At 41.3% G+C, this 25,920-nt stretch carries 23 protein-coding genes; 6 read left to right on the top strand and 17 right to left on the bottom strand.

Going from position 1 to position 25,920, the window contains the following annotated elements; genetic code table 11:
* Positions 1-339 precede the first annotated feature (339 nt).
* The 17 genes from FJ709_RS17945 to FJ709_RS18025 all read right to left on the bottom strand — a co-directional run bounded on the left by FJ709_RS17945 (position 340) and on the right by FJ709_RS18025 (position 18,430).
* Entirely contained in the window at positions 340-852 is a 513-nt protein-coding gene (locus tag FJ709_RS17945; RefSeq protein WP_226416051.1) for a type II secretion system protein, read from the bottom strand.
* Positions 853-947: 95 nt separating this feature from the next.
* Positions 948-1,553, bottom strand: coding sequence for a prepilin-type N-terminal cleavage/methylation domain-containing protein (locus FJ709_RS17950; protein ID WP_264177951.1), 606 nt, complete (start codon positions 1,551-1,553; stop codon positions 948-950).
* Positions 1,554-1,678: 125 nt separating this feature from the next.
* Positions 1,679-2,236 carry a hypothetical protein gene (locus FJ709_RS17955; RefSeq protein ID WP_226411703.1) on the bottom strand — a complete coding sequence of 186 codons (558 nt, stop codon included), beginning with the start codon at positions 2,234-2,236 and terminating at the stop codon, positions 1,679-1,681.
* A gap of 32 nt (positions 2,237-2,268) precedes the next feature.
* Positions 2,269-3,483: a type II secretion system F family protein gene (locus FJ709_RS17960; RefSeq protein ID WP_226411705.1), complete on the bottom strand. Its 1,215-nt coding sequence runs from the start codon at positions 3,481-3,483 to the stop codon at positions 2,269-2,271.
* A 2-nt stretch (positions 3,484-3,485) separates the two neighbouring features.
* On the bottom strand, positions 3,486-5,246 hold the full coding sequence (locus FJ709_RS17965; RefSeq protein WP_226411707.1) for a GspE/PulE family protein: 1,761 nt from the start codon (positions 5,244-5,246) through the stop codon (positions 3,486-3,488).
* Complete coding sequence (locus tag FJ709_RS17970; RefSeq protein WP_226411709.1) at positions 5,243-6,562, bottom strand: tetratricopeptide repeat protein; 1,320 nt, start codon at positions 6,560-6,562, stop codon at positions 5,243-5,245. Before FJ709_RS17970 ends, FJ709_RS17965 begins: the two co-directional genes overlap by 4 nt.
* Positions 6,559-7,515 (bottom strand): ExeA family protein, encoded by a 957-nt coding sequence (locus tag FJ709_RS17975; RefSeq protein ID WP_226411711.1) that lies wholly within the window; start codon positions 7,513-7,515, stop codon positions 6,559-6,561. Before FJ709_RS17975 ends, FJ709_RS17970 begins: the two co-directional genes overlap by 4 nt.
* Before the next feature lie 27 nt (positions 7,516-7,542).
* The gene (mshL, locus tag FJ709_RS17980; RefSeq protein WP_226411713.1) at positions 7,543-9,222 is read right to left on the bottom strand and encodes a pilus (MSHA type) biogenesis protein MshL; all 1,680 of its coding nucleotides are present in this window, start codon (positions 9,220-9,222) and stop codon (positions 7,543-7,545) included.
* 13 nt (positions 9,223-9,235) lie between these two features.
* Positions 9,236-9,553: an MSHA biogenesis protein MshK gene (locus FJ709_RS17985; RefSeq protein WP_226411715.1), complete on the bottom strand. Its 318-nt coding sequence runs from the start codon at positions 9,551-9,553 to the stop codon at positions 9,236-9,238.
* Entirely contained in the window at positions 9,534-10,196 is a 663-nt protein-coding gene (locus tag FJ709_RS17990) for an MSHA biogenesis protein MshJ (RefSeq protein ID WP_226411717.1), read from the bottom strand. The genes FJ709_RS17985 and FJ709_RS17990 overlap by 20 nt, the downstream gene beginning before the upstream one ends.
* Positions 10,193-10,801 carry a fimbrial assembly protein gene (locus FJ709_RS17995; RefSeq protein ID WP_226411719.1) on the bottom strand — a complete coding sequence of 203 codons (609 nt, stop codon included), beginning with the start codon at positions 10,799-10,801 and terminating at the stop codon, positions 10,193-10,195. Before FJ709_RS17995 ends, FJ709_RS17990 begins: the two co-directional genes overlap by 4 nt.
* Positions 10,798-11,679 carry a biogenesis protein MshI gene (locus FJ709_RS18000; RefSeq protein WP_226411721.1) on the bottom strand — a complete coding sequence of 294 codons (882 nt, stop codon included), beginning with the start codon at positions 11,677-11,679 and terminating at the stop codon, positions 10,798-10,800. The genes FJ709_RS17995 and FJ709_RS18000 overlap by 4 nt, the downstream gene beginning before the upstream one ends.
* 366 nt (positions 11,680-12,045) lie before the next feature.
* Complete coding sequence (gene csrD, locus FJ709_RS18005) at positions 12,046-13,959, bottom strand: RNase E specificity factor CsrD (protein WP_226411723.1); 1,914 nt, start codon at positions 13,957-13,959, stop codon at positions 12,046-12,048.
* 159 nt (positions 13,960-14,118) lie between these two features.
* Positions 14,119-15,357: a malic enzyme-like NAD(P)-binding protein gene (locus FJ709_RS18010; RefSeq protein ID WP_226411725.1), complete on the bottom strand. Its 1,239-nt coding sequence runs from the start codon at positions 15,355-15,357 to the stop codon at positions 14,119-14,121.
* 418 nt (positions 15,358-15,775) lie between these two features.
* Positions 15,776-15,988: a 50S ribosomal protein L31 gene (gene rpmE / locus FJ709_RS18015; protein ID WP_226411727.1), complete on the bottom strand. Its 213-nt coding sequence runs from the start codon at positions 15,986-15,988 to the stop codon at positions 15,776-15,778.
* Between the two features lie 170 nt (positions 15,989-16,158).
* Entirely contained in the window at positions 16,159-17,445 is a 1,287-nt protein-coding gene (locus FJ709_RS18020) for a FimV/HubP family polar landmark protein (protein WP_226411729.1), read from the bottom strand.
* Between the two features lie 184 nt (positions 17,446-17,629).
* Positions 17,630-18,430: a FimV/HubP family polar landmark protein gene (locus tag FJ709_RS18025; RefSeq protein WP_226411731.1), complete on the bottom strand. Its 801-nt coding sequence runs from the start codon at positions 18,428-18,430 to the stop codon at positions 17,630-17,632.
* Positions 18,431-18,533: 103 nt separating this feature from the next.
* Between FJ709_RS18025 and priA the strand changes: the two genes are divergently transcribed.
* From priA to FJ709_RS18055, 6 genes are all read left to right on the top strand, one after another.
* Positions 18,534-20,729, top strand: coding sequence for a primosomal protein N' (priA, locus tag FJ709_RS18030; protein WP_226411733.1), 2,196 nt, complete (start codon positions 18,534-18,536; stop codon positions 20,727-20,729).
* Positions 20,730-20,875: 146 nt separating this feature from the next.
* Positions 20,876-22,621 carry an arginine--tRNA ligase gene (argS, locus tag FJ709_RS18035; RefSeq protein ID WP_226411735.1) on the top strand — a complete coding sequence of 582 codons (1,746 nt, stop codon included), beginning with the start codon at positions 20,876-20,878 and terminating at the stop codon, positions 22,619-22,621.
* 2 nt (positions 22,622-22,623) lie between these two features.
* Positions 22,624-23,214, top strand: a complete 591-nt coding sequence (locus FJ709_RS18040) for an SPOR domain-containing protein (RefSeq protein ID WP_226411737.1) — start codon at positions 22,624-22,626, stop codon at positions 23,212-23,214.
* Between the two features lie 159 nt (positions 23,215-23,373).
* Complete coding sequence (hslV, locus tag FJ709_RS18045; protein ID WP_226411739.1) at positions 23,374-23,898, top strand: ATP-dependent protease subunit HslV; 525 nt, start codon at positions 23,374-23,376, stop codon at positions 23,896-23,898.
* 20 nt (positions 23,899-23,918) lie between these two features.
* Complete coding sequence (gene hslU / locus FJ709_RS18050) at positions 23,919-25,244, top strand: HslU--HslV peptidase ATPase subunit (protein ID WP_226411741.1); 1,326 nt, start codon at positions 23,919-23,921, stop codon at positions 25,242-25,244.
* 224 nt (positions 25,245-25,468) lie between these two features.
* Positions 25,469-25,855, top strand: coding sequence for a gamma-butyrobetaine hydroxylase-like domain-containing protein (locus tag FJ709_RS18055; protein WP_226411743.1), 387 nt, complete (start codon positions 25,469-25,471; stop codon positions 25,853-25,855).
* Positions 25,856-25,920 lie beyond the last annotated feature (65 nt).

A 25,920-nucleotide genomic window follows, 5' to 3' on the forward strand; every position in this document is an offset into this window, starting at 1 on the left:
GATAGTATGGCAAATTTTTTAAGTATTTGTCTGCCTATTTATAATTGGATGCACAAGCCATGTTTGATGATAACCCGTTAGTAAGCAACAATTAAAGCAGGCTTAGAAACAATGAATGAATATTAAAGCGTAATCCCGCAAGTTGAACTATTAGCCACCGTATCTCACCTATTGATAAGTCCTAAATTGTTAACATCAATAGTACTATAACCGAACGCATATCGCTGATAACACACCTACATTCACCTAATAAATTTTAGTCGTATTTATTTCAAATGAAATAATCGGCAATAAAAAAGCCTGCGAAATGCAGGCTTTAGTTAAACTATTGTTATCTATTTAGCAGTTTGCTGCTGTAGTCTCTACCACAAAAGAGGGTCTAACTGTTGCGCTAGAAGCTTCAGTGTAAGTTAACTTACATGCTGCGGGCGCACCTTTTTGCCAAATAGTGACAACGCCAGAACCTTGAAAGATTGTCCAATCTTCAGTCCCTGTCGTCGTAGGATCTGTTATACTTGTTGCTGCATTGAATTTTACTTCCACAGCATTTTCAAGCTCTGCTTTCAAACCTTGCAAGTAACCAAACTGTGTTACAGCATTAGTACCTGTACCAATATTCACTGATGGAGGAACTGTATCACCTTTAGCTTTCTTCTCTTGACCAGCTAAAGCCGCTTTTGAATAAACTAATGTATTCGCCCCCTGAATAGACGCTTTCATACCCGCTAGTGCAGACACTCGTGCATCGCCTTGCAAGTTGATAAACTTAGGCGCAGCAGTTACCGCTAAAATACCTAAAATAATGATCACTACCACTAATTCAATTAGAGTAAAACCTTGTTGTTTTTGCATTAATTTTTGCATAGTAAGCCTCTCAAAATAAATAAAATAAATTTGTGTCTATTTAGCTGTTATTTTCTAACATAACCTAACAGCAAAATTAAAAATTAGTTGTTGGTAAAGGACAATACCTGTCCTGTACCAGGGTTGTATGTCACGCCTTTTGCGCCAGCAGTGCTTAAATCCGGTGCAGGAGTGGCAATACCCGTAGTTTGGTTAACCGTCAAAGATGCAATTTGGTGATAAACGCATACATCAATGCCTGTCACACTCGTGCCGTTAATTGCAGTAGCTGAACCGCCGACATTATCTAGTGCCCTAACGGTATAGCGCTGATCCCTTGCATCGGCGGTATACAGTACATTACGTGGTGCGCTTTGTAATACACTGTTAAATACTTCCTGGCAGGTCGCATCCGTCATAGAGGTCACGTCAGTATTAGTTGTCCCTGTAGGGAAACCAAAGCGAGTGTCTAATGAAACACTAGTACCGTCTAAAATAACCGACGTATTACGACGACCATCAACTTCCCATTGCGCTCTCACAAAACCAACCGCAGTCGCTAAACCACCTGATACACCGTCAACACTGGCATTTTCAGCATCTTCGGTCACGTTTAAAAAACGCGGAATAGCGGTTGCTGCAAGTAACCCAAGGATCACAATAACAATGACCAACTCAATTAATGAAAAGCCTTTTTGATTCAACTTCATAAGTTATACACTCTTTCAATTGTCCCATCAATTTGTCCACATTTTAGCATTACACTAAAATGGCGATATCTCCACTTATATTAGCAGCTTATTGCAACTTGCTAAAATTTATTTACTTTCTATAGCTACTTTTTGAAAAAAAGCACTTGTCCAGAGGTAAATTGATAATTGATATTAGCGGAATCTTCCGCGGTATATCGACATATTTTATCATTAGCATCATAGCTAACCTCAATGTCAGTTAATTGAGTCGCTAATAATTGATACCATAAACGTTTACATCCTGGAACATCTAAAGTGTCGATCACCGGCCATCCTTTATCGGACAGGCTAATCCAATTATCTGTTGTAACAAACTGATTCTCTAAACTATCTGCCGCACTTTGCAGTGTAACTTTAGCTGATTCTATAGCACTTTTATTGTCGGGCGCCTTGGGTGCCATGCTTGGCCAGTTAAGCAGTAGTTGTTTCGGTCTACCGCTTGATAGCCACTGGCTTTTTATCATTGTGGTGATATTAAGAAAACGCGTATGCTCAAGGGCTAAGCTTTTACCAGCAATAGCAGGCATGGCGTTAAAATACTTACCCCCTAAAACAGCCAAAACTAATAAAAATATGCTTATTGCTACTATACGACCGTAGATTTTAAGTAGATCATCATCGGCCTTTTGTTGTTTCAGCATAAATGTTCCTCACCTATTGAGGTCATTGAAATCTAGCCTTTAACCACATTGAGCATATCCCACATAGGGAGGTAAATACCCAACGCGAGAATCAATACGATACAAGCAACAAAACCAATCAATATAGGTTCTAATTTAGCGGTGAGATTTTTTAAATCGTAATCAACCTCGCCCTCATAAAAGTCAGCAGCATCGGTTAACAACTGATCAATCTGGCCGGTTTCTTCACCAACGGCAACCATTTGCAGCACTAATGGTGTAAACAACTTACTTTGATTCGACACTCTAAGCATGGATTCGCCAGACTCGATTCCTCGTCGCATACCTACAATTTTGTCATGCATGTAAGCATTATCTACCGCATCAGCAACGAGACTGAGCGCTTGTGTCATTGGTACTCCTGCGCTTAGCATCATCGAGAAGCTCCGGCAATAACGCGCCAGTGTCGAACGCTCAATGATTGAACCCACTGCTGGAATATGTAACTTCCATTTATCCCACTGTTTCTCGCCTTTCTCGCTGTGTAACCAATAACGAATGCCCACTATAATACCAATTAAGCCAACTATCATATGCGGCCAAAAATTAACAAATAGACTAGAGGTTGCCATTAAAATTTTAGTTGCCCAGGGTAGTTCTGCACCAAAGCGTGAAAACATATCAGCAAATTTAGGGATAACCATGATATTGAGTATCACCATAGCAATAGCGATCGCGATTAACACAAACATGGGGTAGCGCATAGCCGATTTTATTCGACGACGAGTTTCCTGCTCACGTTCGATATAACCAGATAATTGAATAAAAGCATCTTCTAACTTACCGGTATTCTCACCAACATGAACCATAGAAATAAATAAAGAATCGAATACATCTTGATGTTGATTCATCGCAGAAGACAAAGGTCTACCTGCGGTTAACTGCGATGATATATCATCCAATGCTTGTTTCATCCGCACTGAATGAGTGGTTTCCGACAGCCCTGCTATTGCTCTTAAAATAGGAATACCAGACCGAGTCAGCGAGTACATTTGCCGTGAAAAGATTTGTAACTCTTCCAATGACACTTTGCTGCCAAACAAGCTACTCATGGAGAATGTCTTTTGCGGTTTTACTTCTCTTAGTTCTAATGGAATAATGCCACGGCTCATCAAGGCGTCCGCGGCTGAGTTTTCATCCGCTGACTCCAGTTGCGCCGTCACTGACTGACCTTGCGCATTTCTACCTCGATAATGATAAGTGGGCATAATTACGCCTCAGCCGTTTGTTGGTTTATAACATCTTGTGATAACGCAATTGAAGATTCACTGACATCTTCAACCAACTTAGACACCTCTTCCATAGTTGTGGTGCCCTGGAATAAGTATTCCATTGCGGATTTAGCCAAAGGAACAAAATTAGGGCTTTTTAATGCTGCGCGGGCGAAATCCTGTGGATTACCAGTACGCATAGCATCAATCATGTTTTCATCAAGTTCTAGGATTTCAAAAATACCGATACGGCCACGGTAACCTGAACCGCTACATGTTTGACAGCCCGTCCCTACTTTAAAGGTGGCCTGTGAAAAATCTTCTTTAGAAACACTTTTCAACCAACTGGTATCTGCTGGAGTTAATTGATAATCGACACTGCAATTATGGCACACTCTGCGCACAAGACGCTGGGCAATAATCACTCTTAAAGCACTGGCAACTAAATAACTGGCCGCGCCCATATCGAGCAAACGTAATGCGCTGGTGACCGCATCATTGGTATGCAAAGTCGATAATACAAAGTGACCGGTTAATGCGCCTCGCAAACCAATTTCAACGGTTTCTTGGTCACGCATCTCGCCCACCATAATAATGTCGGGGTCTTGACGTAAGGTGGTGCGAAGCACGTTAGAGAAATCTAAACCAATCTTATGATTCACCTGCACCTGGTTAATGCGCGGTAATTGATATTCCACCGGATCTTCTACTGTAATAATTTTACGGTCGGCTGTATTTAGCTCTCTTAAAATACCGTACAAGGTGGTGGTTTTACCGCTACCTGTTGGGCCTGTTACCAACAACATGCCATGGGGGCGTTTAATTTGTTTACGAATACGGGCAACAATATGTGGCGGCATCCCGGTTTCATCTAGTGTGCGTAAACCTGCTGTTTGATCGAGTAGACGCATTACTACTGACTCACCATGATAAATTGGCATAGTAGACATACGTACATCAATCTTATGGCCCTTTATTTCCATGTGGAATCGACCATCTTGCGGCAAACGTTTTTCAGAAATATCTAGCCCAGCCATCAGCTTCAAGCGCAGCACCAAAGCGGAAGCAATATTAACTTCATTTAAAATGTTTTCGTGCAGTTGACCATCAACACGCTGGCGTATACGTAGTACTTTTTCACCCGGTTCAATATGAATATCCGAAGCACGCATTTGCACTGCATCTTCAAATATTGATTGCAGTAACTTAACAACTGTTGTTTCATTATCACTGTCACCTTGGGTTAAATTCGCCAAATCGAACATGTCGTCAGCGGCATATTCTTCATCTAATTTACCGGCGATTTGCGCGATTTGATCTGTACGACGATATAAATTATCAAACGCGTCTAACAGTTGCTGTTCAGGTGCCACCGCAATTCTTAGTTGTTTAGGTGCGACAAGAATTTCCAAATTATCAATTGCTTGAAGGTCAGCTGGGTCACTCATTGCCACTAAGACACTATCGTGGTTACTCTCAACCACAAGTGCACGATGTCGACGCGCCTGCACTTCAGGCAAAATATTAACCACTTCAGGGGTAATAGGCATGCGACTGATGTCTAAAAAAGGTAAATTTAGTTGCTGTGATAAAAACTGCAGTAGTTGATTTTCACTAATACTTTTTAGATCGATTAGGGTACGACCGAGTTTTTTACCTGAATTACGCTGCTCAGCCAACGCTTGTTGAAGCTCGGCTTCTGAAATAATGTGTTCTTGGACTAAAAGATCACCTAAACGCATCTTTAACTTAGGTTTCATTGGTTTTCTCCTAGTTGTACTAAACGCTGCTCAACAAATTCAATCGCAGTATTCGATAATCCTGGATAGTTTAATGCAGAACGATAAGCTTCTGCCGCTTTGGCATATTGCTGCTGAGAATCTAATGCATAGGCTAAACCCATCCACCATCTTGCCTGAGTTGACTCAAGGGTTAATAGCGAACGATAGGCTGATTCAGCCAGGTCATATTGAGCTATTTTCTGTGCGATCTCACCTTGAAATGCCCACTTATCTTTAACAAAGTGACTACTATCATCAATGTAGCTCAATGATTGCAAAGCGGCGCGATATTCTTGCAAAGCATTTTCAATATTGGCTTTGATTAAATAAAATTCCCAGTGTGACGGAAACATACCTACGCCGCTTTCAAGTAATCTAATCGCGGTATTAGCATTATTTTGAGCGTAATAAATACTCACTAACTGTTTGCGCGCCGCATGTAAGCTAGGGTCGAGTATTATTGCTTCCAAATACCCGCTTGATGCATCACTTAAGCGCTTTTCTTTTTCTGCCGCCTGCGCCTTTTGAAATAGCACCTTAGCTAATTGCGCTTTGGTCAGGGTGACTTCCGTTACCTTCATATTACTCGCCACAACTTGCTGACTTGCCGGCCTATTATTAGCCTTTTGCTGCTGTGATGGTTGTTGTAATTGAGCCTGTATAATCGAGTTAGGGTGCGCAGAGCTAGCCACTGCAGGTACTTGACTCTCAGTTGTCACCACTGTCGCTTGTGCATTATCTAAGCTAGCAACAACACTTACTGTATCTTGCTGCTCCAAAGCATTTGATGGCAGAGCAGCTTGCTTAGCCATAATAGCTTCAGCAGGTTGTAACTTAATATTTTGCTCATGTGGGTTTTCAACAGCAATAAAATGGTTGGCGGAATCATTACCAAGCTCTGCTGATAACGCTAGTTGGGTTAATTGTTCGTCCGACAGATCCTGCTTTTGGCTAGTCACTTCATCTTGCTGGTTATCCGATTTTATCAATGGTTGCACAGTTGAAGAAATAAGTGATTGTTCGGGTAGACTGGTATTGTTAGTCGATATTTCAGGCACAAATTCTGCCGTGTCCTCAAGCAGCTCACCTTGCTGAAGTAAACTATACCCAAACCACGCCATAGGTATAGTCAACGCCAGCACTAATAATCCTAAACGTGATTTTTTTGGTTGTTCAACCTGACTGTTAAACTCTACTTGAGGGCGAACAAATTGACTTGTTGGTGCTTTATCAGCACTAGTCGCATTCTGCTGACGCTGCTCTAAATCTTGCAGCATTTTATTGATTACGCTCATAACCACCCACTTATTCGTGCCAGCCAAAGACCGCAACATGAAATCGAACTAAAATGTAATCCAGCCAAAACACTCAACGCCACCCCGATGAAAACGAGTACTGGTTTAAGGGTAAATAATTGTGATGGGGACACAATACTCTTATTGGCATCTTCGGTATCGTTAATTGCCGCTTTACAATGTGCCAAGGTGACTTTTGCTGCCCCTTCTCCATAAGCAAGTAATAACGTTTTATGGGCGAGTATATTAACTAACCGCGGGATCCCGCGTGCGCCAGAGGCGATTAACTTTGATTCTTTAACGGTAAAAATAGCCAGACCTTGGTAGCCTGCTATCATGAGGCGATGGTTCATATAGGCCTGAACCTCATCCCAATTTAATGGCCGTAAATGATAACTAAACGTAATCCGTTGCCTTAGCTGGCGTAAATTAGCCTGATTTAATCTATCATCAAGCTCCTGCTGACCAAATAACACCACTTGCAATAGCTTGCGGCTTTCGGTTTCAAGATTGGTAAATAATCTCAGTGCCTCTAGGCTTTCATCCGGTAAAGCTTGTGCTTCATCAATCACTAACACAACTTGAAAACCTTGCTCGCTTAGTGCTAATAGCTTTTCATGTATCAATCGGGTCAACTGCTGTTGATCAAGTTTTTCGGCGACATCAATACCTAAATCTGCCGCCACCGCCCAACGTAATTCAGCTGGGGTTAAGTAAGGGTTCGGAATATAAGCACATTGAAACTGCGAAGGTAACTCATTCAATAATTTGCGACAAACTAAAGTCTTGCCAGTGCCAACTTCGCCTGTGACCTTTATAAATCCTTCACCGGTTTCCAGTGCCATTTGCAGCACTTGCAACGCTTCAACATGTGGCGTTAGTCCAAAAAAGAACCCGGTGTTCGGCGTCAATGTAAAAGGTAACTGCCGTAAACCAAAGTGTTGCAAATACATAACTGCTAATTCCTGATCAGCCAAAGGTTACTGCTGAGTAGGATACCAACGCTCAATAAGATCCTGCGAACGTTTTAGCTCATTTGCCCAGGTATCATCACCCACCACGGTAGGTTTTAGCATAATAATTAATTCGGTTTTTCTGGTTGAACTGCTGCGGTTTGTAAATGCTTCACCTATAAAGGGAATATCTCCTAATAGCGGCACTTTAGACACAATTTCGATATTATCGCTCTTCATCAAACCACCAATAACCACCACATCGCCCGATGCCGCTTTAATGACAGTGTCAGACTCGCGAATTTCGCTTTGCGCTAAAGGTAACTCTAAGGTGGAATCACTGATTTTAATTAATTTAGTTTGCTCTTTCACATCTATAACTGATGGGTGGACATGTAATAACACATTGCCATCATCATCAATTTGCGGAGTGACATCTAAGGCGATACCGGAAAAGAAAGGCGTTAATTCAACCTGTGGAGTGGTCACTGGTGTGGTGCCTGCAACAGTGGTTGATGACACATCGGTGACAAAATACTCATCACTACCCACTTTTATAACCGCTTTTTGGTTATTAGAAGCTGTCACCCTTGGGCTTGATAACACATTGACGTCACCTTGCGTATCTAGCAGGCTAATCATCGCAGCAAAATCGGTACCTTTGACATTAATTGAGGTCACGCCACCAACTACACTGGTAATAGCATTACTTAATCCCTGACCTGCACCTGTGCCAAAATCAATGTTAGTACTGCCAACATGACCCATGACATTTTCCCATTGAATACCCTGCTGATAACCATCAGATAAGGTCACTTCAATAATTTTAGCTTCTAAAATCACCTGACGATGTAAATGAGTTTCTGCTTTTTCGATAAAATAGCGTACCTGGCGTAACTCATTTGGAAATGCACGAATCGTCACTAAGCCAGCCTGCGGAGTTACAACTACTTGGCGCCCGCCGCCAGTTTCCCCGATAATAGCGGTTAGGGTTTCTTTTAGTTCACCCCAAAAATCAGTTTTAGTTCTGGAACGGATAAATGTACCATTTGTATTATCGCTGCTATTACTATTACTACTGTCGTTATTACTGTTGTTACTCGAGCTACTGTTGTTACCTGAATTAGAATTACTGTTATTACTCGAATTTGAACTATTGTCGTTATCAGAAATACGACCTGAACTGACTGAAGTTAACGATAACCCCTCACGTTCCATATATAAGTAATTCAATGAGAAGGTCTCTGTACGCATTCCAGAAGGGAAAACACGTAATATCCGGCCTTCTCGACTCACCTCATAGCCATAAATGTCTTCAACAACCTGGATTGCTTCGGCTAAAGTGACACTCTTTAAAGACAGTGAAATACTACCTTGTACTTCGGGGTGCACAGCAACACTGAGTGGCGTACCTTCAACTAATGAAGGAAAAAAGACTCTAGCATCGACCTCATGCGCTGAAACATCAAATCGACGCTCGGCTGGAAGCGGCGGCATTGAAGCGCCAATACTATTTTGACCATTAAGCTCACGTTGCACATCAGCGGGCATGGCAGCAGGAGGAGGCATAACCAATTTGGGCGCTTGCGCTTGCGTTAATGACTCATTAATTGATTGTTTTGATTCAGTTGGATCTGGACGATTGGTGGTTTGACATGCCATCAAACTTAATGCCAACAGAGGGGTGATATAGTTAATCGATTTCATTATAGTTTTTGTCCTATCTCTCTGTTACCGACTGGAATAGTTGGAGTTTACGACCATCAGACAAGCTTACCTGGCTTTTACCAATTGCCACAATACGTACCCCTTGTACCCTATCACCAACTTTCATAATTTTATTATTTATCACCGCAAACGAAGATGCGCCATTAATGACACTACTTAGCACTAAACTTTCTGCAGCATCCGCTATAACGACGGCTTGATAACTCGCGCTTGGTAAAGTCGGATCACGCAATGTCTGCCCATGGGCGGCAAAAACCACCAATGAAAGCAAGCTGCTCATAACGTAAGGATTAATCTTGTTTAGCAACACTGATAAAGTCCTTATTAATGCTTAATGTGTATAATTCTAATTCGACATTTGCTGTAGGATGTTTGGCCACTTGATAATCTAAACGCTTCCAATAAAGCTTATCTGGCATAGATTCAACCGCTTTTACAAAATTCAAAATAGCAAAATAATCGCCCTCAATTTGCAGCTTGATCCCATGGCTGTATAGGTTCATCTGATGCTGTTCGTCTTCACCCACCTGTAAAAGTGCAATTGGGGCAATAGAGCTAAATGAAATGAGCTTGATGCCTTTATCATTTGATAACAGATTAGCCAATACAGTGGGCATATAATCTGCTGGCACCATATCAACCATTTGCGCATCTAGCTCTGCATCAACTACACGCATCTGCTCATTAATTAATACCAGCCTTTGCTGGTAATCTGCATTGGGGTCTAACATCAACCTTTGTTGATATAACTCAATCTGCTGTTCAATAATGGAGGTTTCTTGCGCAACGCTATGCAATTGATTATCTAGTTTGGTTATTTGCATCCACTTACCATCGAGTGGTAAAAAAGCCAGCATACCAATAACGATAAACGTTGCCGCAGCAATTAATACCCGTTCACGTTGAGTTAACTGATTAAATTTTTGCTCAATTAACTGCCACTTTTGTTTCATTGAACCGTCTCCTTACTCACCACTGGCGTGCTGGTAAGCTTAAAGGCCAAAGGCTGATCTTCGCCTCGATCCATCGTCATAGTGGCAAAAGCAAAACCCTTAAGTGTGTCAGCCGTGTTAAGTCGCTCAATCCATCTGGGGATACTAGAGGGTTGCAGGCCAAAACCTTCAAATTCAATCTGGGCTTGATTAAAATAAATTCGACTCAACCAAACTGATGCGTCAGATACCGCAGCCAAGTCAGTTAAAATAGGAGAATAGCCTTGACTAATCAAAGCTGTGCGCTGCTCTAGTTCATTCTTAAGCAAACGCTTTAACACTAAACGTTGTTCCTCGAGCTCAACACGGGCGACTAAGTCACGATCGGGAACACGTTGAGCAACCTGTTGCTCTAACGTGTTTTTGTTTTCGATTAACATTTGCTGCTGAGCGTTAGCCAGCTGCAAGTCATGCTGCATATTATTCAATTGATGCCAGGCAAGGCCATACAAAAGTACGCTTACACTCAGTAACACTGCTAGGGCTGTTATTAACCTAGTAAAATTTAACCTTTGCTTGGGTGGTAGAAGCGAGGCGGTATAGAGATTAATTCTGCTTTTAATCACACTTCACTCCTTGATAGTTCTACAAAGGCTAATTTGGCCAAATAAGCTGCCACACCTTGATGTTCGACCATAGTAACTGCTTGATTAAAGTTAGCAGCAACTAGCATAGTCAGAGCAGCTTGCTTACCCTCTGTCAGCAAGTTAATCGCAGCAACCGGCGCCTGACGCAGCTGACTTTCAAAATAGTCCATTGAGCGCTGTATTTCTAAACTTAAGTTATCTGCCAACCCAGCACTCAAGTCTTGTTCTTTAACATCTTGCAACTCGTTAAAACCACGTACACGGCGTTGCATTAAAGATTCACCCGCTTTAATGACAGTGAATAACAACTCCTGGTGAGGTAAATGTGTTACTAACATGTGGGCCATGTTATCTGCGTCAAATATGTGAGTTAACACTAACTCTTCAATGGTAATACCCGCAATGGTAAAACCAAGTTCTTCACACGCACTCGCAATAGCGACAAGTTTATCTCGAGCGACAACAACGACATTGATTTTAGTGTTCGCGGAAACTGACGATTCAAAATAATCGAGATGAATATTGGCAACAGGTTCGGACACCATGTCTTTAACAGTCCAAATTAATGCTTGGTTAATTTCAGCTGGTTCAACATTGGGTTTTTCGGCTTGCAGTGATTGATAATGACTAGCTGACATAACTATTTGCACAGTAGCCGTGCCAAACTTTTGTTTTATATCGCTAAAAGTATCGTTCCAGTTCTGTTTTATTAATGGAAATTCGGTGTACGATTCGGCTTGACCTGACATTTCACTTTGATAGACCCACACTGAGTCAGTGTCGACAAACACGCCCAATTTACCGGAAGCCTCTGCTGTACGCCAAAAAGCCAATTTATTAACAAAACCACTATTCATCTAAAAACCTTTTTGCGTGTTAAATGGTGTCGATCCCCAACATACTTATTGAGCCTTAAAAAAGTCAATCTAACTCGAATTAAGTGTTGGCGTCTAATCGTATGTTTACATCCATTTAAACTTTTGACGATACGGCTTTTGAGTACAAATATTAACCGCTAACATTAATTTAACCATAACTGTTAACTAAAACTAAAAACATGGCATTATCCATGGTGAACTTATTCGATACTTTAACTGCTAATATTTTCTATTTTATAGAAAAATACTAAAAATAGCCCTATTTAGATAAGATAGATTGTCACGCTAAGATAAACAAGTTTTTCACGATATTTGATAACATATAAGTTTAGTGGCTCATCACATTTACCTGACCATAGCATCACCCAAGAACGGCCCCTGGGCGGCACTAACGCCTAATATTTTCAATGTTTGCCACTCTTCAAACATTTCAACCCCTTCCGCTATGACCTGCGCCTTGGAACGTAACAGGCCACCAATAAGGCTACGGATATACAGCTGATTTTCAGGTCGCTCATGCACCTGACGAATAATTGAACGATCTAATTTTACAAAATCAAAATCTTGGTTTTGAATATATTGTGTGCCAACTACTTGTTTACCTACATGATCTACACTCAATTTAGCGCCTATTTTAGATAACATAGTGAGCGTTTTAGCTAATTGTGGATGTTGCTGATGCTTAATAAAAATATCTTCGGACACTTCAAAAATCAACCTTGCTGCCAATGGCCTGTGCTCAAGCAAAGTAGACTGGACCCAACGAATAAAAGCACGGCTTGTTAGCGTGTCCATACTTAAATTAACGCTATAGGTAAGTGTATTGTTTTGCATTAAACCAAATAATACTTTCTCAATAACCTGCCTTTCTATCTGCGGCATTAAGCCACACTTGTTGGCCATTGGGATGAATAGTGTCGCTCTTACTTCATTATTCTTATTGTCTCTAACACGGCTAAATACTTCATAATGTAGCAGGCTATTATCGCTATCTACCACAGGCTGGGTCAGTACAATAAAACGCTTATTAACGAGTGCATTTTCTAAAAAACTGCGCCATCTAACCGACCCTTTAGCAATTTCCTGGTCCACCGCACCTTTATCGTACATAAACCATGTATTAATTCTTTGCAGCTGAGCAGCGCGCAACGCCATTTCGGCTTCTTCAATGATTAATAATGGCTGATCTCCGGCTTTATAAAATGCGCCACCAAAATGAAGATAGTTATCGTGTTTGACTATATGGTGATGATCTACCAATAAGCAGTTTCTTAATAATCTGTCAGCCAATAAGTCGGCTTCATCTAATGATAATTGAGGGATCACGATAATAAACTGCAGCAGTGTTTTACGTGCAAAAATCACCTCACTGTGCTCATTAATCAACGGCGAAATAGTAGCAACTATTTGGGTTAAAAATATCCGATCGGCTTCAATATCGACCTTAACATCCATTAATGCATCATCATTGAATTCAAGTAGAAATATCACCCCATGGGCCACCATTTTATTATCATGGCTTAACGCATCAATACGATTATCAAAATACAGCCTATTACCAATATTAGTTATCGGGTCTAGAAAAGTATTGGACCGAATAAATTGATCTAATCTGCCACGCTCTTGTTTGGCATCATCCAATTCATCAAGTAAGCGAGAAATAGCGCGATTAATTAGCCGTGGACGTCCATTAGTTGCTTGTGATTTTGCAGCGTTAATATCACCGTCTAAAATTAATTTACTACGCAGTGCAAGTTGCTCAATACCCTCTAACTCATGGCTAATCCACCTTAAGCCGTATCGCACAAACACACCTATAGCACCAAGTCCGATTAACAGAATCAATGTTTCATACCACCCCAGCTGATATGCGCTAAAAGGAGGAGGTACTGCAAGCGTCATACCAAGGCCACTGTCGGCGTCAATAACATGTTGATATAAAGTGAGGTTTGAATGAGGAGTGCGGGGGTGATCTGCTTGATAAGTAAATAAGACTTTTTCACCAACACTCAATTGAAAATGTTGAGCATGGTAGGCTTTTAATACGACCGGCAACCATTTATCTAACTGGTGCTCACCATGTTGTTTATAGTGAGCCACAATCATTGATTCCAGCTCAGTGACCTTACTTTGTTGAAAACGGTACGTCAGCTGAATAAAGCTCATTAAAGCACAAAGTAAAAAAACAAAGGCGACGGCAGCCAAAGACACCAACCAAAAACTGGTCAATTTTTTTGTGAGAATTTGAGTAAGCTTCATTTATCCGCTTCCTGCTGGATTTTTATTCTTTGGTAAGTATACATAATCTAAAGGAAATATTTTGCTTTATCCCGATACATTGTTGAAAACAGCAAAAAAGGGGCTTAAGCCCCTTGGTATAAACTGGTATTCGCGCCGATGACCATTTTATCCGATAAATTAATACGCTGGTACTTTGTTAATTTTAGCGACACCGGAATCAATCGCAGCTTGTGCTACGGCGCGAGCGACATTAACCAGCAACCTTGGATCCATTGGCTTAGGTAAAACATATTCAGGCCCAAAGCTAAGGGACTTAACATTCGGATAAGCTGCTAAAACTTCGTTAGGCACAGCTTCTTTGGCTAAATCAGCAATGGCATAAACCGCTGCCAGTTTCATTTCATCATTAATCACTGCTGCACGCACATCTAAAGCACCGCGAAAAATAAATGGGAAACAAAGAACATTATTAACTTGATTAGGATAGTCACTGCGACCAGTGCCCATGATCAAATCCTGGCGAATATTGTGGGCAATTTCCGGTTTAATTTCAGGGTCAGGATTTGAACAAGCGAAAATAATTGGATTAGGCGCCATAAGCTTCACATCTTCTTCGCTCAGCAAATCAGCTCCAGATAAGCCTAAGAATGCATCGGCCCCCTCAATCACATCTTTCAAAGTGCGTTTGTCAGTTTTATTGGCAAACAATGCTTTATATTCATTTAAATCTTCACGACGAGTATGAATAACACCTTGGCGATCCAACATATAGATATTTTCACGTAAAGCGCCGCATTTTACTATCATGGTCATACAGGCAATCGCGGCCGCACCAGCACCAAGGCAGACAAATATCGCATCTTTAATATTCTTCCCTTGAATTTCAAGCGAGTTCAGCATGCCTGCAGCAGTAACAATTGCAGTGCCATGTTGATCATCATGAAATACCGGAATCTTACAACGGGCAATCAGTTCTCTTTCAATTTCAAAACACTCGGGAGCTTTAATATCTTCAAGGTTAATGCCGCCAAAAGTATCCGCAATAGCCGCTACGGTATTAATAAATTCTTCTGATGTATTGTGAGTCACTTCGATATCAGTAGAGTCGATATTAGCAAAGCGCTTAAACAATAAAGATTTGCCTTCCATCACAGGCTTTGAAGCCAAAGGACCTAGATTTCCTAGTCCTAAAATAGCGGTACCGTTGGTAATAACCGCAACGGTATTACCTTTATTAGTATATCGATAAGCATTCTCAGGGTTGGCTGCAATTTCACGAACAGGTTCTGCAACACCTGGACTGTACGCCAGTGCTAAATCATGACTTGATTGTGCGGGTGTGGTTAAACAAACGGCAGTTTTGCCCGGTACGGGAAATTCATGATAATCGAGGGCTTGTTGGCGAATATCTGACATTTTATCAATCCTGAATGGCTATTGTTGTGAACAGTTATCTTATAAATGCTGATTTATTCAGCATCAAAGAACCCTAACAATACGCTAATATAAAGTAGATATAAATCAAAAAATCAAACTTTCACCACACATCTTACCATTACAGCACCTAAGCCATTTAATACTAACTTATCAATTATGAACTTTTAAAAATCAACAAGTTAAAATTGTAGTAAAATAACAAACATTTAATCAATTAACGCTTAAATAGTTACTAAACCCAATAAAATGTTAGTAAATATAACAACAATACCAGCTAAGTAAACTAAGCTATTGTTTATAACAAAATGATCTTGGGGAAAACTTATTACGTGAAGATAAATGATTTTAAAAAACAAAAAAGGCGCCTAAGGCGCCTTTGTCATAATTGCACAAGCAATTACTTTTTACCAAGTGCGCCGAAACGCTTGTTGAACTTGTCAATACGACCACCAGTATCAACAATTTTCTGAGTACCAGTATAGAATGGGTGACATGCACCACATACGTCCAAATGCAAGCTTTTGCCAACAGTTGAATTTACTTTGATGATGTTGCCACAAGTACATGTTGCGGTAATTTCTGCGTACTCTGGGTGAATACCTGTTTTCATGGGGGTTACCTTAAATTGAAGGCCATGTCGCTATCTCAACCCGAAGTTGGACACCACATGCAGTTAATAACAATATGTTTTAGGCGCAAGATAATACAGCTTCTACACTTTGCACACAAGCGGTTATTTTCACCACAGAGCATTGTAGACCAAACACCGTTAATTTATCGCTAGTTTGATTGCTGCTTAGTGACCAATTCATCAAACTTTAGCTTATCTGCTTGGGCATTTTGATATTGCTTTAAAATATCCTCAGATGGGCAATCCAATGTAGCATCGGCTCTTAACTGTTGAATATTCTGACCCGAAAATGCACTAGGATTGACCTCATATATCGCTAATATCGCGCCAAATATACTCGTATTCCATTGCTTATGATTCGCCGTTGCAACACTCCACAGGCTGTCTTGAGGTAGCTTATTGATGACACACTCAGATATTGAGTATGGCTCATCTGCAACTGGCTCATTTTCACTCACATCAAGACTAACAATCTCATCTTCAATCGTTTCATCAACTTCAATGGCTTCAGGGGGTGCTGTGACTTCACTTTCTTTAACCCTTTGCGATTGTTGATCATTAGACTGTACCATTTCAACCTGGGCCTCAACGTTATTATGGTTAGCTCTGGGTATTTTCCCCGCCACTAACGCATCAAACGACAACTTATCTTGATTCGGGCTTTGGAACTGAGCAAGCGTCTCACCAGAGGGGCAATTCAGCTTACTATCAGCCTTTAACTTTTGAATATTATTGTTAATAAAGGCGTCTGGATTAGTTTCATAAATAGCAATCATGGCACCAAACACATTGGTTCCCCATTGCTTTGCGTTACTTATACCCAGATTCCATAAGGTATCTTCGACAGATTTATTAATCATACAGCCAGATTGACTCGCGTCTGCTAACGATGAATACCTATTACTTGTGCTGGTAGAGGAATTGGCTATTGATGGGCTGTAACGACTATCTTGCTTGACTTGTGACTGTGTCGCAACATTTTGATGGCGTTGCTTATAAGCTGTCGAAGACTTCATGGTTTTAATCGCTACCGGCTTATCCGCTTGATGACTCGCAGTTTGCTGCCCCAAATCGCCTTTAAATAAGCTTACCGGTGAATATTGCTGCCATTTACCATTTCGATACTCAGATACAATCAGTGAAGAATTAGGGTCAATAATTTTTTCTTCGCCGCGTAAAATAAAGGTATTTTGCTTATGGTCATCAACAATTAACTTCTCTAACACTATGGTGTTTTTATATTTTTGACGTATATAAAAGGTGAGTAATGAGAGGTCATTATGGTCACTGACCACATTAACATTTAGTTTGGGTAACTCACCGGCTTCAAAGCCCATGGCTTCGATACCGATATGACTTACATCAGCGACTGCAGGTTGAGTGAATACGCTAGCCGCAAATGCCGCTAAAGCGATACATACCTGAAAGGCTTTCATTTATTAATCCTTTGTCTAACTATATTCATACACCAATATTATCGTTATCATTTTTATCGATGCGTATCCATTATGGTTCTATCTCATTTTTATTATCGATACTTTTTTTTAACAAAGCCTAACAACTATATATAAATACCCTAATCCGCTGCAACTAAATACTGATTTATTAATGTATTAAGCTCTACTGAGCAAGATGCTTGGCTTCAATCGCCTCAAATACGCGACGATCGGCTGACTTATCATGGTATTCAGTCAAAATTTCGTTAGATGGGCAGATTAATGACGCATCCTTCAACAGTAAATGAATACGTTGTTTAGAAAACGCCATCAAATTCGATTCAAATATTGCCAGCATTGACCCATAGACATTGGTATTCCACTGCCCTTTATAACGATTCGCTATTTTCCACAGGGTATCACTGTCATTGCGTTCTATAGTGCAATTCGCTTCAACGTAAGGCGGTGTTTTTTGCGTACTCACTGAAGCAGATTTAACTGGCGTAGATTGAACTGAATCAACAAGCGCCGATGAGCTATTTTTAGATGTATCGGCGATTTGATTTACCTTAGCAGGTGCAATACCTGTTGGAGTTAAGGCCGCACTTTTATCTGAGATAGGCGCATCAAATAAAGCCAAAGTGATTATGGCTGCCCAATGATCACTGTGTAATCTTGACACAATTAACTCAGCACCAGTGTCTGTAACCTCTTTATCCCCTTGAACATGCAATAAGTAAGGATTAATTTTCTCCGCCATCAATACCTGCATTATAGTCTGCTGATTGTGTGTTTGTTGGATGGCAAATTGATATAAAGATAAATCAGCATGCTGATCAATGAAATTAACCTTTAACACAGGCGGCTGACCCAGTTCAAATTGACGACTATTAATACTGATATGTGATACTTGAGCAGGTAAAACTTGGCTGTATATCAGCACAACAACGAGCAGGAATTTGATTATCAATCCCATCATATTCATAGCTTCACCTTACTTTTTATTCTGTTTGTTATATTTATTGTCAGTTAACGGTACACTAAGTACATCTATTGATGAATAATTTAAATTGTCTTTTTGGAACCTTATGCCTGTGTATGTTGAAGTCGCTTTACCTGTGCCACTGCGAAGAAACTTCAGTTATCGCGTCCCTGAAAAGTACGTAGCTGCACTAGCCATTGGTTTACGGGTAAAAGTCCCTTTTGGACGCCAACAGCTGATTGGTTTAATTACCGCCATTACAGATCAATGTGATTTAACTGAAAACCAAATCAAAAATATAACTCAAGTGCTCGACTCACAAGCTATTTTACCTGAATCTTTATACAAGCTGACCTTATGGGCTGCACGATATTATTTTACCACCCAAGGACAAATGCTCAGTCAGGCGCTACCCGTTGCATTACGTAAGGGAGCGGACACAGCGCCTCAAGCTATCACCTTATACTCCTTAAACGAACAAGGCCAACAGGCTCAGGCTAGTTTACTTAACCGCGCACCGGCTCAAAAAAAATTATTCGACGCGCTTAAGTTACAGTCTATCACCCACGATGAGTTTGTTAGCCTGGAGTATAGTAAAGCGGCATTAAAAGCACTTGAAGATAAAGGCTGGGTTGAGCGAAAAACACAAGTGATCACTATTGATTTAGACTGGCGTCAACAGCTAGACGTCACTGAAACACCCCATAAACTTAATAAACAGCAAGCCGTTGCAGTATCGATTCTTAATCAGCAACAAGGCTTTAATTGTAGTTTGCTCGAAGGCATTACTGGTTCAGGCAAAACAGAAGTATATTTAGCTGTGCTTGAAACAGTATTAAAGCAAGGTAAACAGGCGCTTATTTTAGTGCCTGAAATTGGCTTAACCCCACAAACAATTAATCGTTTTAAGCGTCGATTTGCGGTCAATATTGCGGTAATTCATTCAGGGCTTACCGACAATCAACGGCTTGATGCTTGGCGACAAGCTAGAAGCGGCCAAGCGGCGATTATTATTGGCACACGATCGGCATTATTTACCCCTATGCCTTTTCCTGGAGTCATTATTCTAGATGAAGAGCATGATTCAAGCTTTAAGCAGCAAGAGGGAATTCGCTATCACGCCCGTGACTTAGCCGTTATGCGAGGCCATTATGAAGATATCCCGGTCATTTTAGGTACTGCTACACCTTCTTTAGAGTCATTGCAAAATGCCATATCAGGTCGATATCACCATCTGACATTAAGTGAGCGAGCGGGCGCGGCACAAAAGGTTAAACAGGGCATTATTGATATCACCAACCAGCCGCTTAAGCATGGTATGTCTGCCTCACTTATTAATGAAATGCGCATGCATTTAGATGCGGGCAATCAAGTGTTATTGTTTTTAAATCGTCGTGGCTTTGCCCCGGCATTGTTATGCCACGAGTGTGGACATTTGCACGAGTGTGACCGCTGTGATGCCTTTTTTACTGTCCACCAAGGTTTGAATGAAATTTGCTGTCACCATTGTGGCAATCAATACGCCATTCCTAAGCAGTGTCATCAATGTGGCAGTACTATGTTAATGGGTCATGGTTTAGGTACTGAACAACTCGAACAAGCATTAACCACATTATTTCCCAAGTACCCTGTGGTGCGAATAGATCGTGACACCACAAGGCGCAAAGGCTCGTTAGAAAAACAACTTCACGGTATTCATAAAGGGGAATATAAAATTCTAGTTGGTACGCAAATGCTGGCTAAAGGACACCACTTTCCCGATGTTACCTTAGTCGGTTTATTAGATGTCGATGGTGCATTATTCAGTGCTGACTTTCGCGCCCCCGAGCGTTTTGGTCAACTCTACACCCAGGTATCTGGCCGTGCGGGACGTGCAGATAAGCCCGGCAAAGTATTATTACAAACTCACCAAAGCGATAATCCATTACTGCGCAGTTTATTACGCCAAGGTTACGGCGATTTTGCTCGCGAGCAACTCAAAGAGCGTCAATTAGCCTTGCTTCCGCCTGCTTGGCATATGGTGCTTATTCGCGCTGAAGCACACCTAGCTAATGATGCTGACAGTTTTCTTAATCAAGTCAGCCAGCTGCTGCCGCAAGATAAAGACTTTGAAATTATTGGTCCGATACCCGCGCCATTAGACAGAAAGGCAGGTAAATATCGCCGCCAGTTAATGTTCCAAGCTAAATCACGTCAGCGGTTACAAATCGAATTTGAAAAAATTCTTGAGTTCATAGAACAACTTCCACAGACCAAAAAGTGCCGTTGGAGCATAGATCGTGACCCACAAGACCTCATGTAGCGGTTAACATTTAGCACATTTATGGCAAGCTTATAATCTGTTCTGAAAAAATTCCATCAAGTACATAGCAATTTACCCCCATAAGCGGCTAAAATATGCGGTTCTGTCGCGTCATTCATTAACGAATTTAGTGCAAGCAAAGGCCCATGAAATCACATATTGAATCTTTACTACAACAAACCATCGCCTCGTTTATAGAACAAGGTATTGTACCTGCTGATTTTCAAGCCCGTATTCAGGTGGACCGCACTAAAGATAAAAGCCATGGTGATCTCGCCAGCAACCTAGCAATGATGCTGACTAAAGTTATCGGCAAACCGCCTCGTGACGTTGCCCAGCTAATTATTGATACTTTACCAGCCTCATCTCATGTGGCTAAAGTTGAAATTGCAGGCCCCGGGTTTATCAACTTCTTTATTGATGACAACGCACTGGCTAACCAATTACAGCAAGCGATTAATGATGCCCATTTAGGGGTTAAACTCCCCACAAAACAAACGATTGTTGTTGATTACTCCTCACCTAATTTAGCCAAAGAAATGCACGTAGGTCATTTACGCTCAACCATTATTGGTGACAGTGTCGTACGCGCATTAGAATTTTTAGGCCATAACGTTATTCGTCAAAACCATGTTGGTGACTGGGGTACTCAGTTCGGCATGCTGTTAGCGTATATGGAAGAACTTCTTACAGCCAATGGTGAACAAGCAACATTAGAATTATCCGACTTAGAGATTTTCTACCGTGCTGCTAAAGTCCGTTTTGACGAGTCTGCTGACTTTGCCACGCGCGCCCGCCAATTAGTGGTTAAGCTGCAATCAGGCGATGAATATTGTAATAAGCTGTGGCGTGAGTTTAATGATATTTCATTAAGCCATTGTTTAGAGGTATATCAACGTTTAGGGGTGAGTTTAACCCGTGATGATGTGCATGGTGAAAGTGCCTACAATGCTGATTTAGACCAAGTGGTTGCCGATTTAGATAGCCAAGGTTTATTAACTGAAAGTAATGGCGCTAAAGTTGTTTTCCAGAATGAATTCAAAACAAAAGAAGGCGAGCCACTGCCGGTTATTATTAAAAAAGCCGATGGCGGTTACCTATATGCCACCACAGATTTAGCCGCAATGCGTTATCGTTCAAATGTATTAAAAGCAGATCGCGCCCTGTATTTTGTTGATTTACGTCAAGCACTTCATTTTCAGCAAGTGTTCAAGCTTGCTCGCCTAGCTAAATTCGTTCGCCCAGACATGACCTTAGAACACACAGGTTTTGGCACCATGAACGGTGAAGACGGTCGTCCATTCAAAACCCGAAGTGGTGGCGTAGTTAAGCTAGTCGACTTACTTGATGAAGCAAACGTTCGCGCACTTGATTTGGTTCGCAGTAAAAATCCAGACATGGACCAAGCCACATTAACTGAAATCGCCCGCGTAGTAGGCATTAGCGCGGTTAAATATGCTGATTTATCTAAAAACAGAACCAGTGATTACATCTTTAGCTTTGAGCAAATGCTCAGTTTTGAAGGTAACACAGCACCTTACTTATTATATGCTTATACCCGTGTAGCCGGTATTTTCAAACGCGCTGAAAACATTGATTTAAGCCAAGCTAAAATTGTACTAGAGCATGAAAAAGAAAAAGATTTAGGTACCAAACTTGCCCAGTTCAATGAAGTGCTCACGCGCATGACCGACAAAGGTCAGCCACATGTGCTATGTGCTTATTTGTATGAGCTAGCCAGCGAGTTTTCTAGCTTCTACGAAGCGTGCCCAGTGCTAGCCGCCGACACGGATGCACAAAAACATAGCCGCTTACTGTTAGCACAATTAACCGCTAACACTTTAAAAACAGGTTTGTCGTTATTAGGCATTGAAACCTTAGAGCGCATGTAAATATGAGCCGAGATTACGCTAACCGTAAACCTAGACCTGCTGCAAAAGCAGCTAAACCTTCGCGAGCTTCCAAACGCAAGGACGCACGCACTATGCCAATCATCCCATGGTTATTGGCTATTGTATTGGTTTCCGGTTTTGGCTATTTTTTATGGATGATTAATGGTAGTTCTGCTGATTCTGCAACAGGCACAGCATCGTCAACGGCCAATAAAGCTGGCAAACCAATTGCCAAGGCAATCGTCAAGAAAGACCCTAATGAATTGCCGCCTAAGCCTCAGGAAGAGTGGACCTATCTTGAAGAATTAGAGAACAAGCAGGTTGAGGTTGATGTACCAAATTCTGGCGTGGTTTCTAGCGGCCTATATCAAATGCAATGTGGCTCGTTCCGTCAAGAAAGTCAGGCCAATGAGATGAAAGCGCGTATTGCCTTTATGGGCATGGAAGCACTGGTTAAGCGTTCAGAAGGTGCTAACGGCATTTGGTATCGAGTCGTTTTAGGGCCTTTTGAAAGTAAACGTGATGGTGAACGTGGTCGTCATAAAATGCAAAAAGGCGGTATAAATACCTGCCAAATTTGGTTATGGCAATAAATCTATCTTAAGTGCCATTTTAATAGCCCGAGCGATCGGGCTTTTTCATAAATGAATGTTCATCTTCTTCACTTGAAAACACCCACCTTCTACCCCATATCCTTTATATCAATCAGCACCCTGTTTAAAGGGAGCTGAGTTTAGTGAAGAGGATTAACCGTGACTACTATCGTATCTGTTCGCCGCAATAACCAAGTTGTCATCGCAGGTGATGGCCAAGTTTCCCTAGGCAATACTGTAATGAAAGGTAATGCGCGTAAAGTGCGTCGTCTATATCACAATAAAGTGCTCGCTGGTTTTGCTGGCGGCACCGCAGATGCATTCACCTTGTTCGAACGCTTTGAAACTAAGCTAGAAATGCATCAAGGTCATCTGCTTAAATCTGCAGTCGAGTTAGCCAAAGATTGGCGTACCGATAAAATGCTGCGTAAATTAGAAGCAATGCTAGTCGTCGCCGATGAAAAAGAGTCATTAATCATCACAGGTAACGGCGATGTAGTGCAGCCAGAATATGATTTAATTGCCATTGGTTCTGGCGGCAACTATGCCCACGCATCAGCACTTGCTCTATTACAAAATACCGAATTAAGCGCCCGTGACATTGCAGAAAAGTCACTGACTATTGCTGGCGATATTTGCGTATTTACCAACCAATTCAAAACTGTCGAAGAGTTAAATTACTAATTCGAGTGAAAGGAAAAACCATGTCTGAAATGACCCCTCGCGAAATTGTCCACGAACTCGATTCGCACATTATTGGCCAAAAAAATGCTAAACGTTCAGTCGCAGTAGCCCTCCGTAATCGCTGGCGCCGTATGCAGCTTGACGTTTCACTACGTCAGGAAGTGACCCCGAAAAATATTTTAATGATAGGCCCTACCGGTGTAGGTAAAACTGAAATAGCCCGTCGTTTAGCCAAACTTGCCAACGCCCCATTTATCAAAGTTGAAGCGACAAAGTTCACTGAAGTCGGTTATGTTGGTAAAGAAGTCGAGCAAATCATTCGTGATTTAACCGACTCCGCGGTGAAAATGACCCGTGAACTACAAATGAAAAAGTGCCGTTTCCGTGCTGAAGAGTTAGCAGAAGAACGTATTTTAGATGCTCTTTTACCTAAGCCGAAAGAAGACTGGGAAACCGACAAAAAAGAAGATTCTGGTACCCGCCAAATCTTTCGTAAAAAGCTGCGAGAAGGCTCACTCGACGACAAAGAGATTGAGATTGATGTTACCGCGCCGCAAATCGGCGTGGAAATCATGTCGCCACCGGGTATGGAAGAAATGACCAATCAGCTGCAAGGGCTATTTCAAAACTTAGGTCAAAACACCTCAAAGCGTAAGAAGATGAAGATCAAAGACGCTTATAAACAGTTAATTGAAGATGAAGCCGCAAAGTTAGTTAATCAAGAAGATTTAAAAGAGCAAGCTATTGAGTTAGTAGAACAACATGGCATTGTATTTCTAGATGAAATTGACAAAATTTGTAGACGCGGCGAAACCTCAGGCCCGGATGTGTCCCGTGAAGGTGTGCAACGCGACTTACTGCCATTAGTCGAAGGCTGTACTGTCACTACTAAACACGGCATGGTTAAAACAGACCATATCTTATTTATTGCTTCAGGTGCATTCCAGATGTCAAAACCATCTGACCTTATCCCTGAGCTGCAAGGTCGCTTGCCTATTCGTGTTGAGTTAGATGCGCTCACAGCCAATGACTTCAAACGCATTCTAACGGAGCCTCATGCTTCATTGACTGAGCAATATATCGCGTTAATGGGCACCGAAGGCGTAACAGTCGAGTTTGCTGAATCGGGTATCGAGCGAATCGCAGAAGCTGCCTGGCAGGTCAACGAGCGTACAGAAAACATTGGTGCGCGCCGTTTACATACTGTAATGGAAAAACTGATGGAAGAGATCTCATATGAGGCTTCTGAAATATCCGGTTCTAGCTTTGTAATTGATGCAGAATACGTTAATAAGCACCTGGATGCCTTCGTTCAAGATGAAGATTTAAGTCGCTTTATTCTGTAATCAGTATAATCGATACCAGGTATAAATAGTGCTCTAAGCAAAGTACATCACGTTTAGATGCTACAAAAATAGGATTAACGCTAAAATCGAGTATGATTAACATATTAGGTTTAGCATTAATCCTTTTTTATGGGTAAGTAGTTTCATTACTCACTGTATTATTGCTCAACATTTTTATGAGCTTACACTGTTTTTTATGGCTAGATATTCTAAAAGGTAATCATATGTCAGCAGCCACACCCGACGTCACGGGGATTAAACTTAAACGTAAATCTAAGCTATTAGAGATCAGTTTCGACAATGGCCAAACCCACAACATCAGCTGTGAAATGTTACGCGTTCACTCACCATCAGCTGAAGTACAACGCCATGGCAACCCAATATTAGTCACCCATAAAAAAGAAGTTAACATTACAGCCATTGAACCCGTTGGTAATTATGCGGTCAAAATAATCTTTGATGATGGCCATGATACAGGGCTGTTTTCATGGAAAGTTTTATTTGATTTATGTACTAATCAGGTTGAGCTTTGGCAACAATATTTAGCCCGCATTCGCGCAGAAAAGGGATCACGTGAAGCGTTAATTTCAATGAGTATTAAGTATTCATAAACCTTGTAAGCCAAACGTTTTTATTTGATTGATATGCTAATTTCATCGTTAAATGTAGAGAGGAT

Origin of the sequence: Shewanella glacialimarina, assembly GCF_020511155.1 — a bacterium.
Lineage (GTDB): Bacteria > Pseudomonadota > Gammaproteobacteria > Enterobacterales > Shewanellaceae > Shewanella > Shewanella glacialimarina.

Excerpts from the sequence above, each read along its gene's own strand:
- FJ709_RS17945 (WP_226416051.1), bottom strand. The coding sequence starts at position 852 with ATGCAAAAACAACAAGGTTTTACTCTAATTGAATTAGTGGTAGTGATC.
- FJ709_RS17975 (WP_226411711.1), bottom strand. The coding sequence starts at position 7,515 with ATGTATTTGCAACACTTTGGTTTACGGCAGTTACCTTTTACATTGACG.
- FJ709_RS17990 (WP_226411717.1), bottom strand. The coding sequence starts at position 10,196 with ATGAAACAAAAGTGGCAGTTAATTGAGCAAAAATTTAATCAGTTAACT.
- mshL (WP_226411713.1), bottom strand. The coding sequence starts at position 9,222 with ATGAAATCGATTAACTATATCACCCCTCTGTTGGCATTAAGTTTGATG.
- argS (WP_226411735.1), top strand. The coding sequence starts at position 20,876 with ATGAAATCACATATTGAATCTTTACTACAACAAACCATCGCCTCGTTT.
- FJ709_RS17970 (WP_226411709.1), bottom strand. The coding sequence starts at position 6,562 with ATGAGCGTAATCAATAAAATGCTGCAAGATTTAGAGCAGCGTCAGCAG.
- priA (WP_226411733.1), top strand. The coding sequence starts at position 18,534 with ATGCCTGTGTATGTTGAAGTCGCTTTACCTGTGCCACTGCGAAGAAAC.
- FJ709_RS17950 (WP_264177951.1), bottom strand. The coding sequence starts at position 1,553 with ATGAAGTTGAATCAAAAAGGCTTTTCATTAATTGAGTTGGTCATTGTT.
- FJ709_RS18000 (WP_226411721.1), bottom strand. The coding sequence starts at position 11,679 with ATGAATAGTGGTTTTGTTAATAAATTGGCTTTTTGGCGTACAGCAGAG.
- FJ709_RS18020 (WP_226411729.1), bottom strand. The coding sequence starts at position 17,445 with ATGAAAGCCTTTCAGGTATGTATCGCTTTAGCGGCATTTGCGGCTAGC.
- rpmE (WP_226411727.1), bottom strand. The coding sequence starts at position 15,988 with ATGAAAACAGGTATTCACCCAGAGTACGCAGAAATTACCGCAACATGT.
- FJ709_RS18010 (WP_226411725.1), bottom strand. The coding sequence starts at position 15,357 with ATGTCAGATATTCGCCAACAAGCCCTCGATTATCATGAATTTCCCGTA.
- hslU (WP_226411741.1), top strand. The coding sequence starts at position 23,919 with ATGTCTGAAATGACCCCTCGCGAAATTGTCCACGAACTCGATTCGCAC.
- FJ709_RS17960 (WP_226411705.1), bottom strand. The coding sequence starts at position 3,483 with ATGCCCACTTATCATTATCGAGGTAGAAATGCGCAAGGTCAGTCAGTG.
- FJ709_RS17955 (WP_226411703.1), bottom strand. The coding sequence starts at position 2,236 with ATGCTGAAACAACAAAAGGCCGATGATGATCTACTTAAAATCTACGGT.
- FJ709_RS18025 (WP_226411731.1), bottom strand. The coding sequence starts at position 18,430 with ATGAATATGATGGGATTGATAATCAAATTCCTGCTCGTTGTTGTGCTG.
- FJ709_RS17965 (WP_226411707.1), bottom strand. The coding sequence starts at position 5,246 with ATGAAACCTAAGTTAAAGATGCGTTTAGGTGATCTTTTAGTCCAAGAA.
- FJ709_RS18040 (WP_226411737.1), top strand. The coding sequence starts at position 22,624 with ATGAGCCGAGATTACGCTAACCGTAAACCTAGACCTGCTGCAAAAGCA.
- FJ709_RS18055 (WP_226411743.1), top strand. The coding sequence starts at position 25,469 with ATGTCAGCAGCCACACCCGACGTCACGGGGATTAAACTTAAACGTAAA.
- csrD (WP_226411723.1), bottom strand. The coding sequence starts at position 13,959 with ATGAAGCTTACTCAAATTCTCACAAAAAAATTGACCAGTTTTTGGTTG.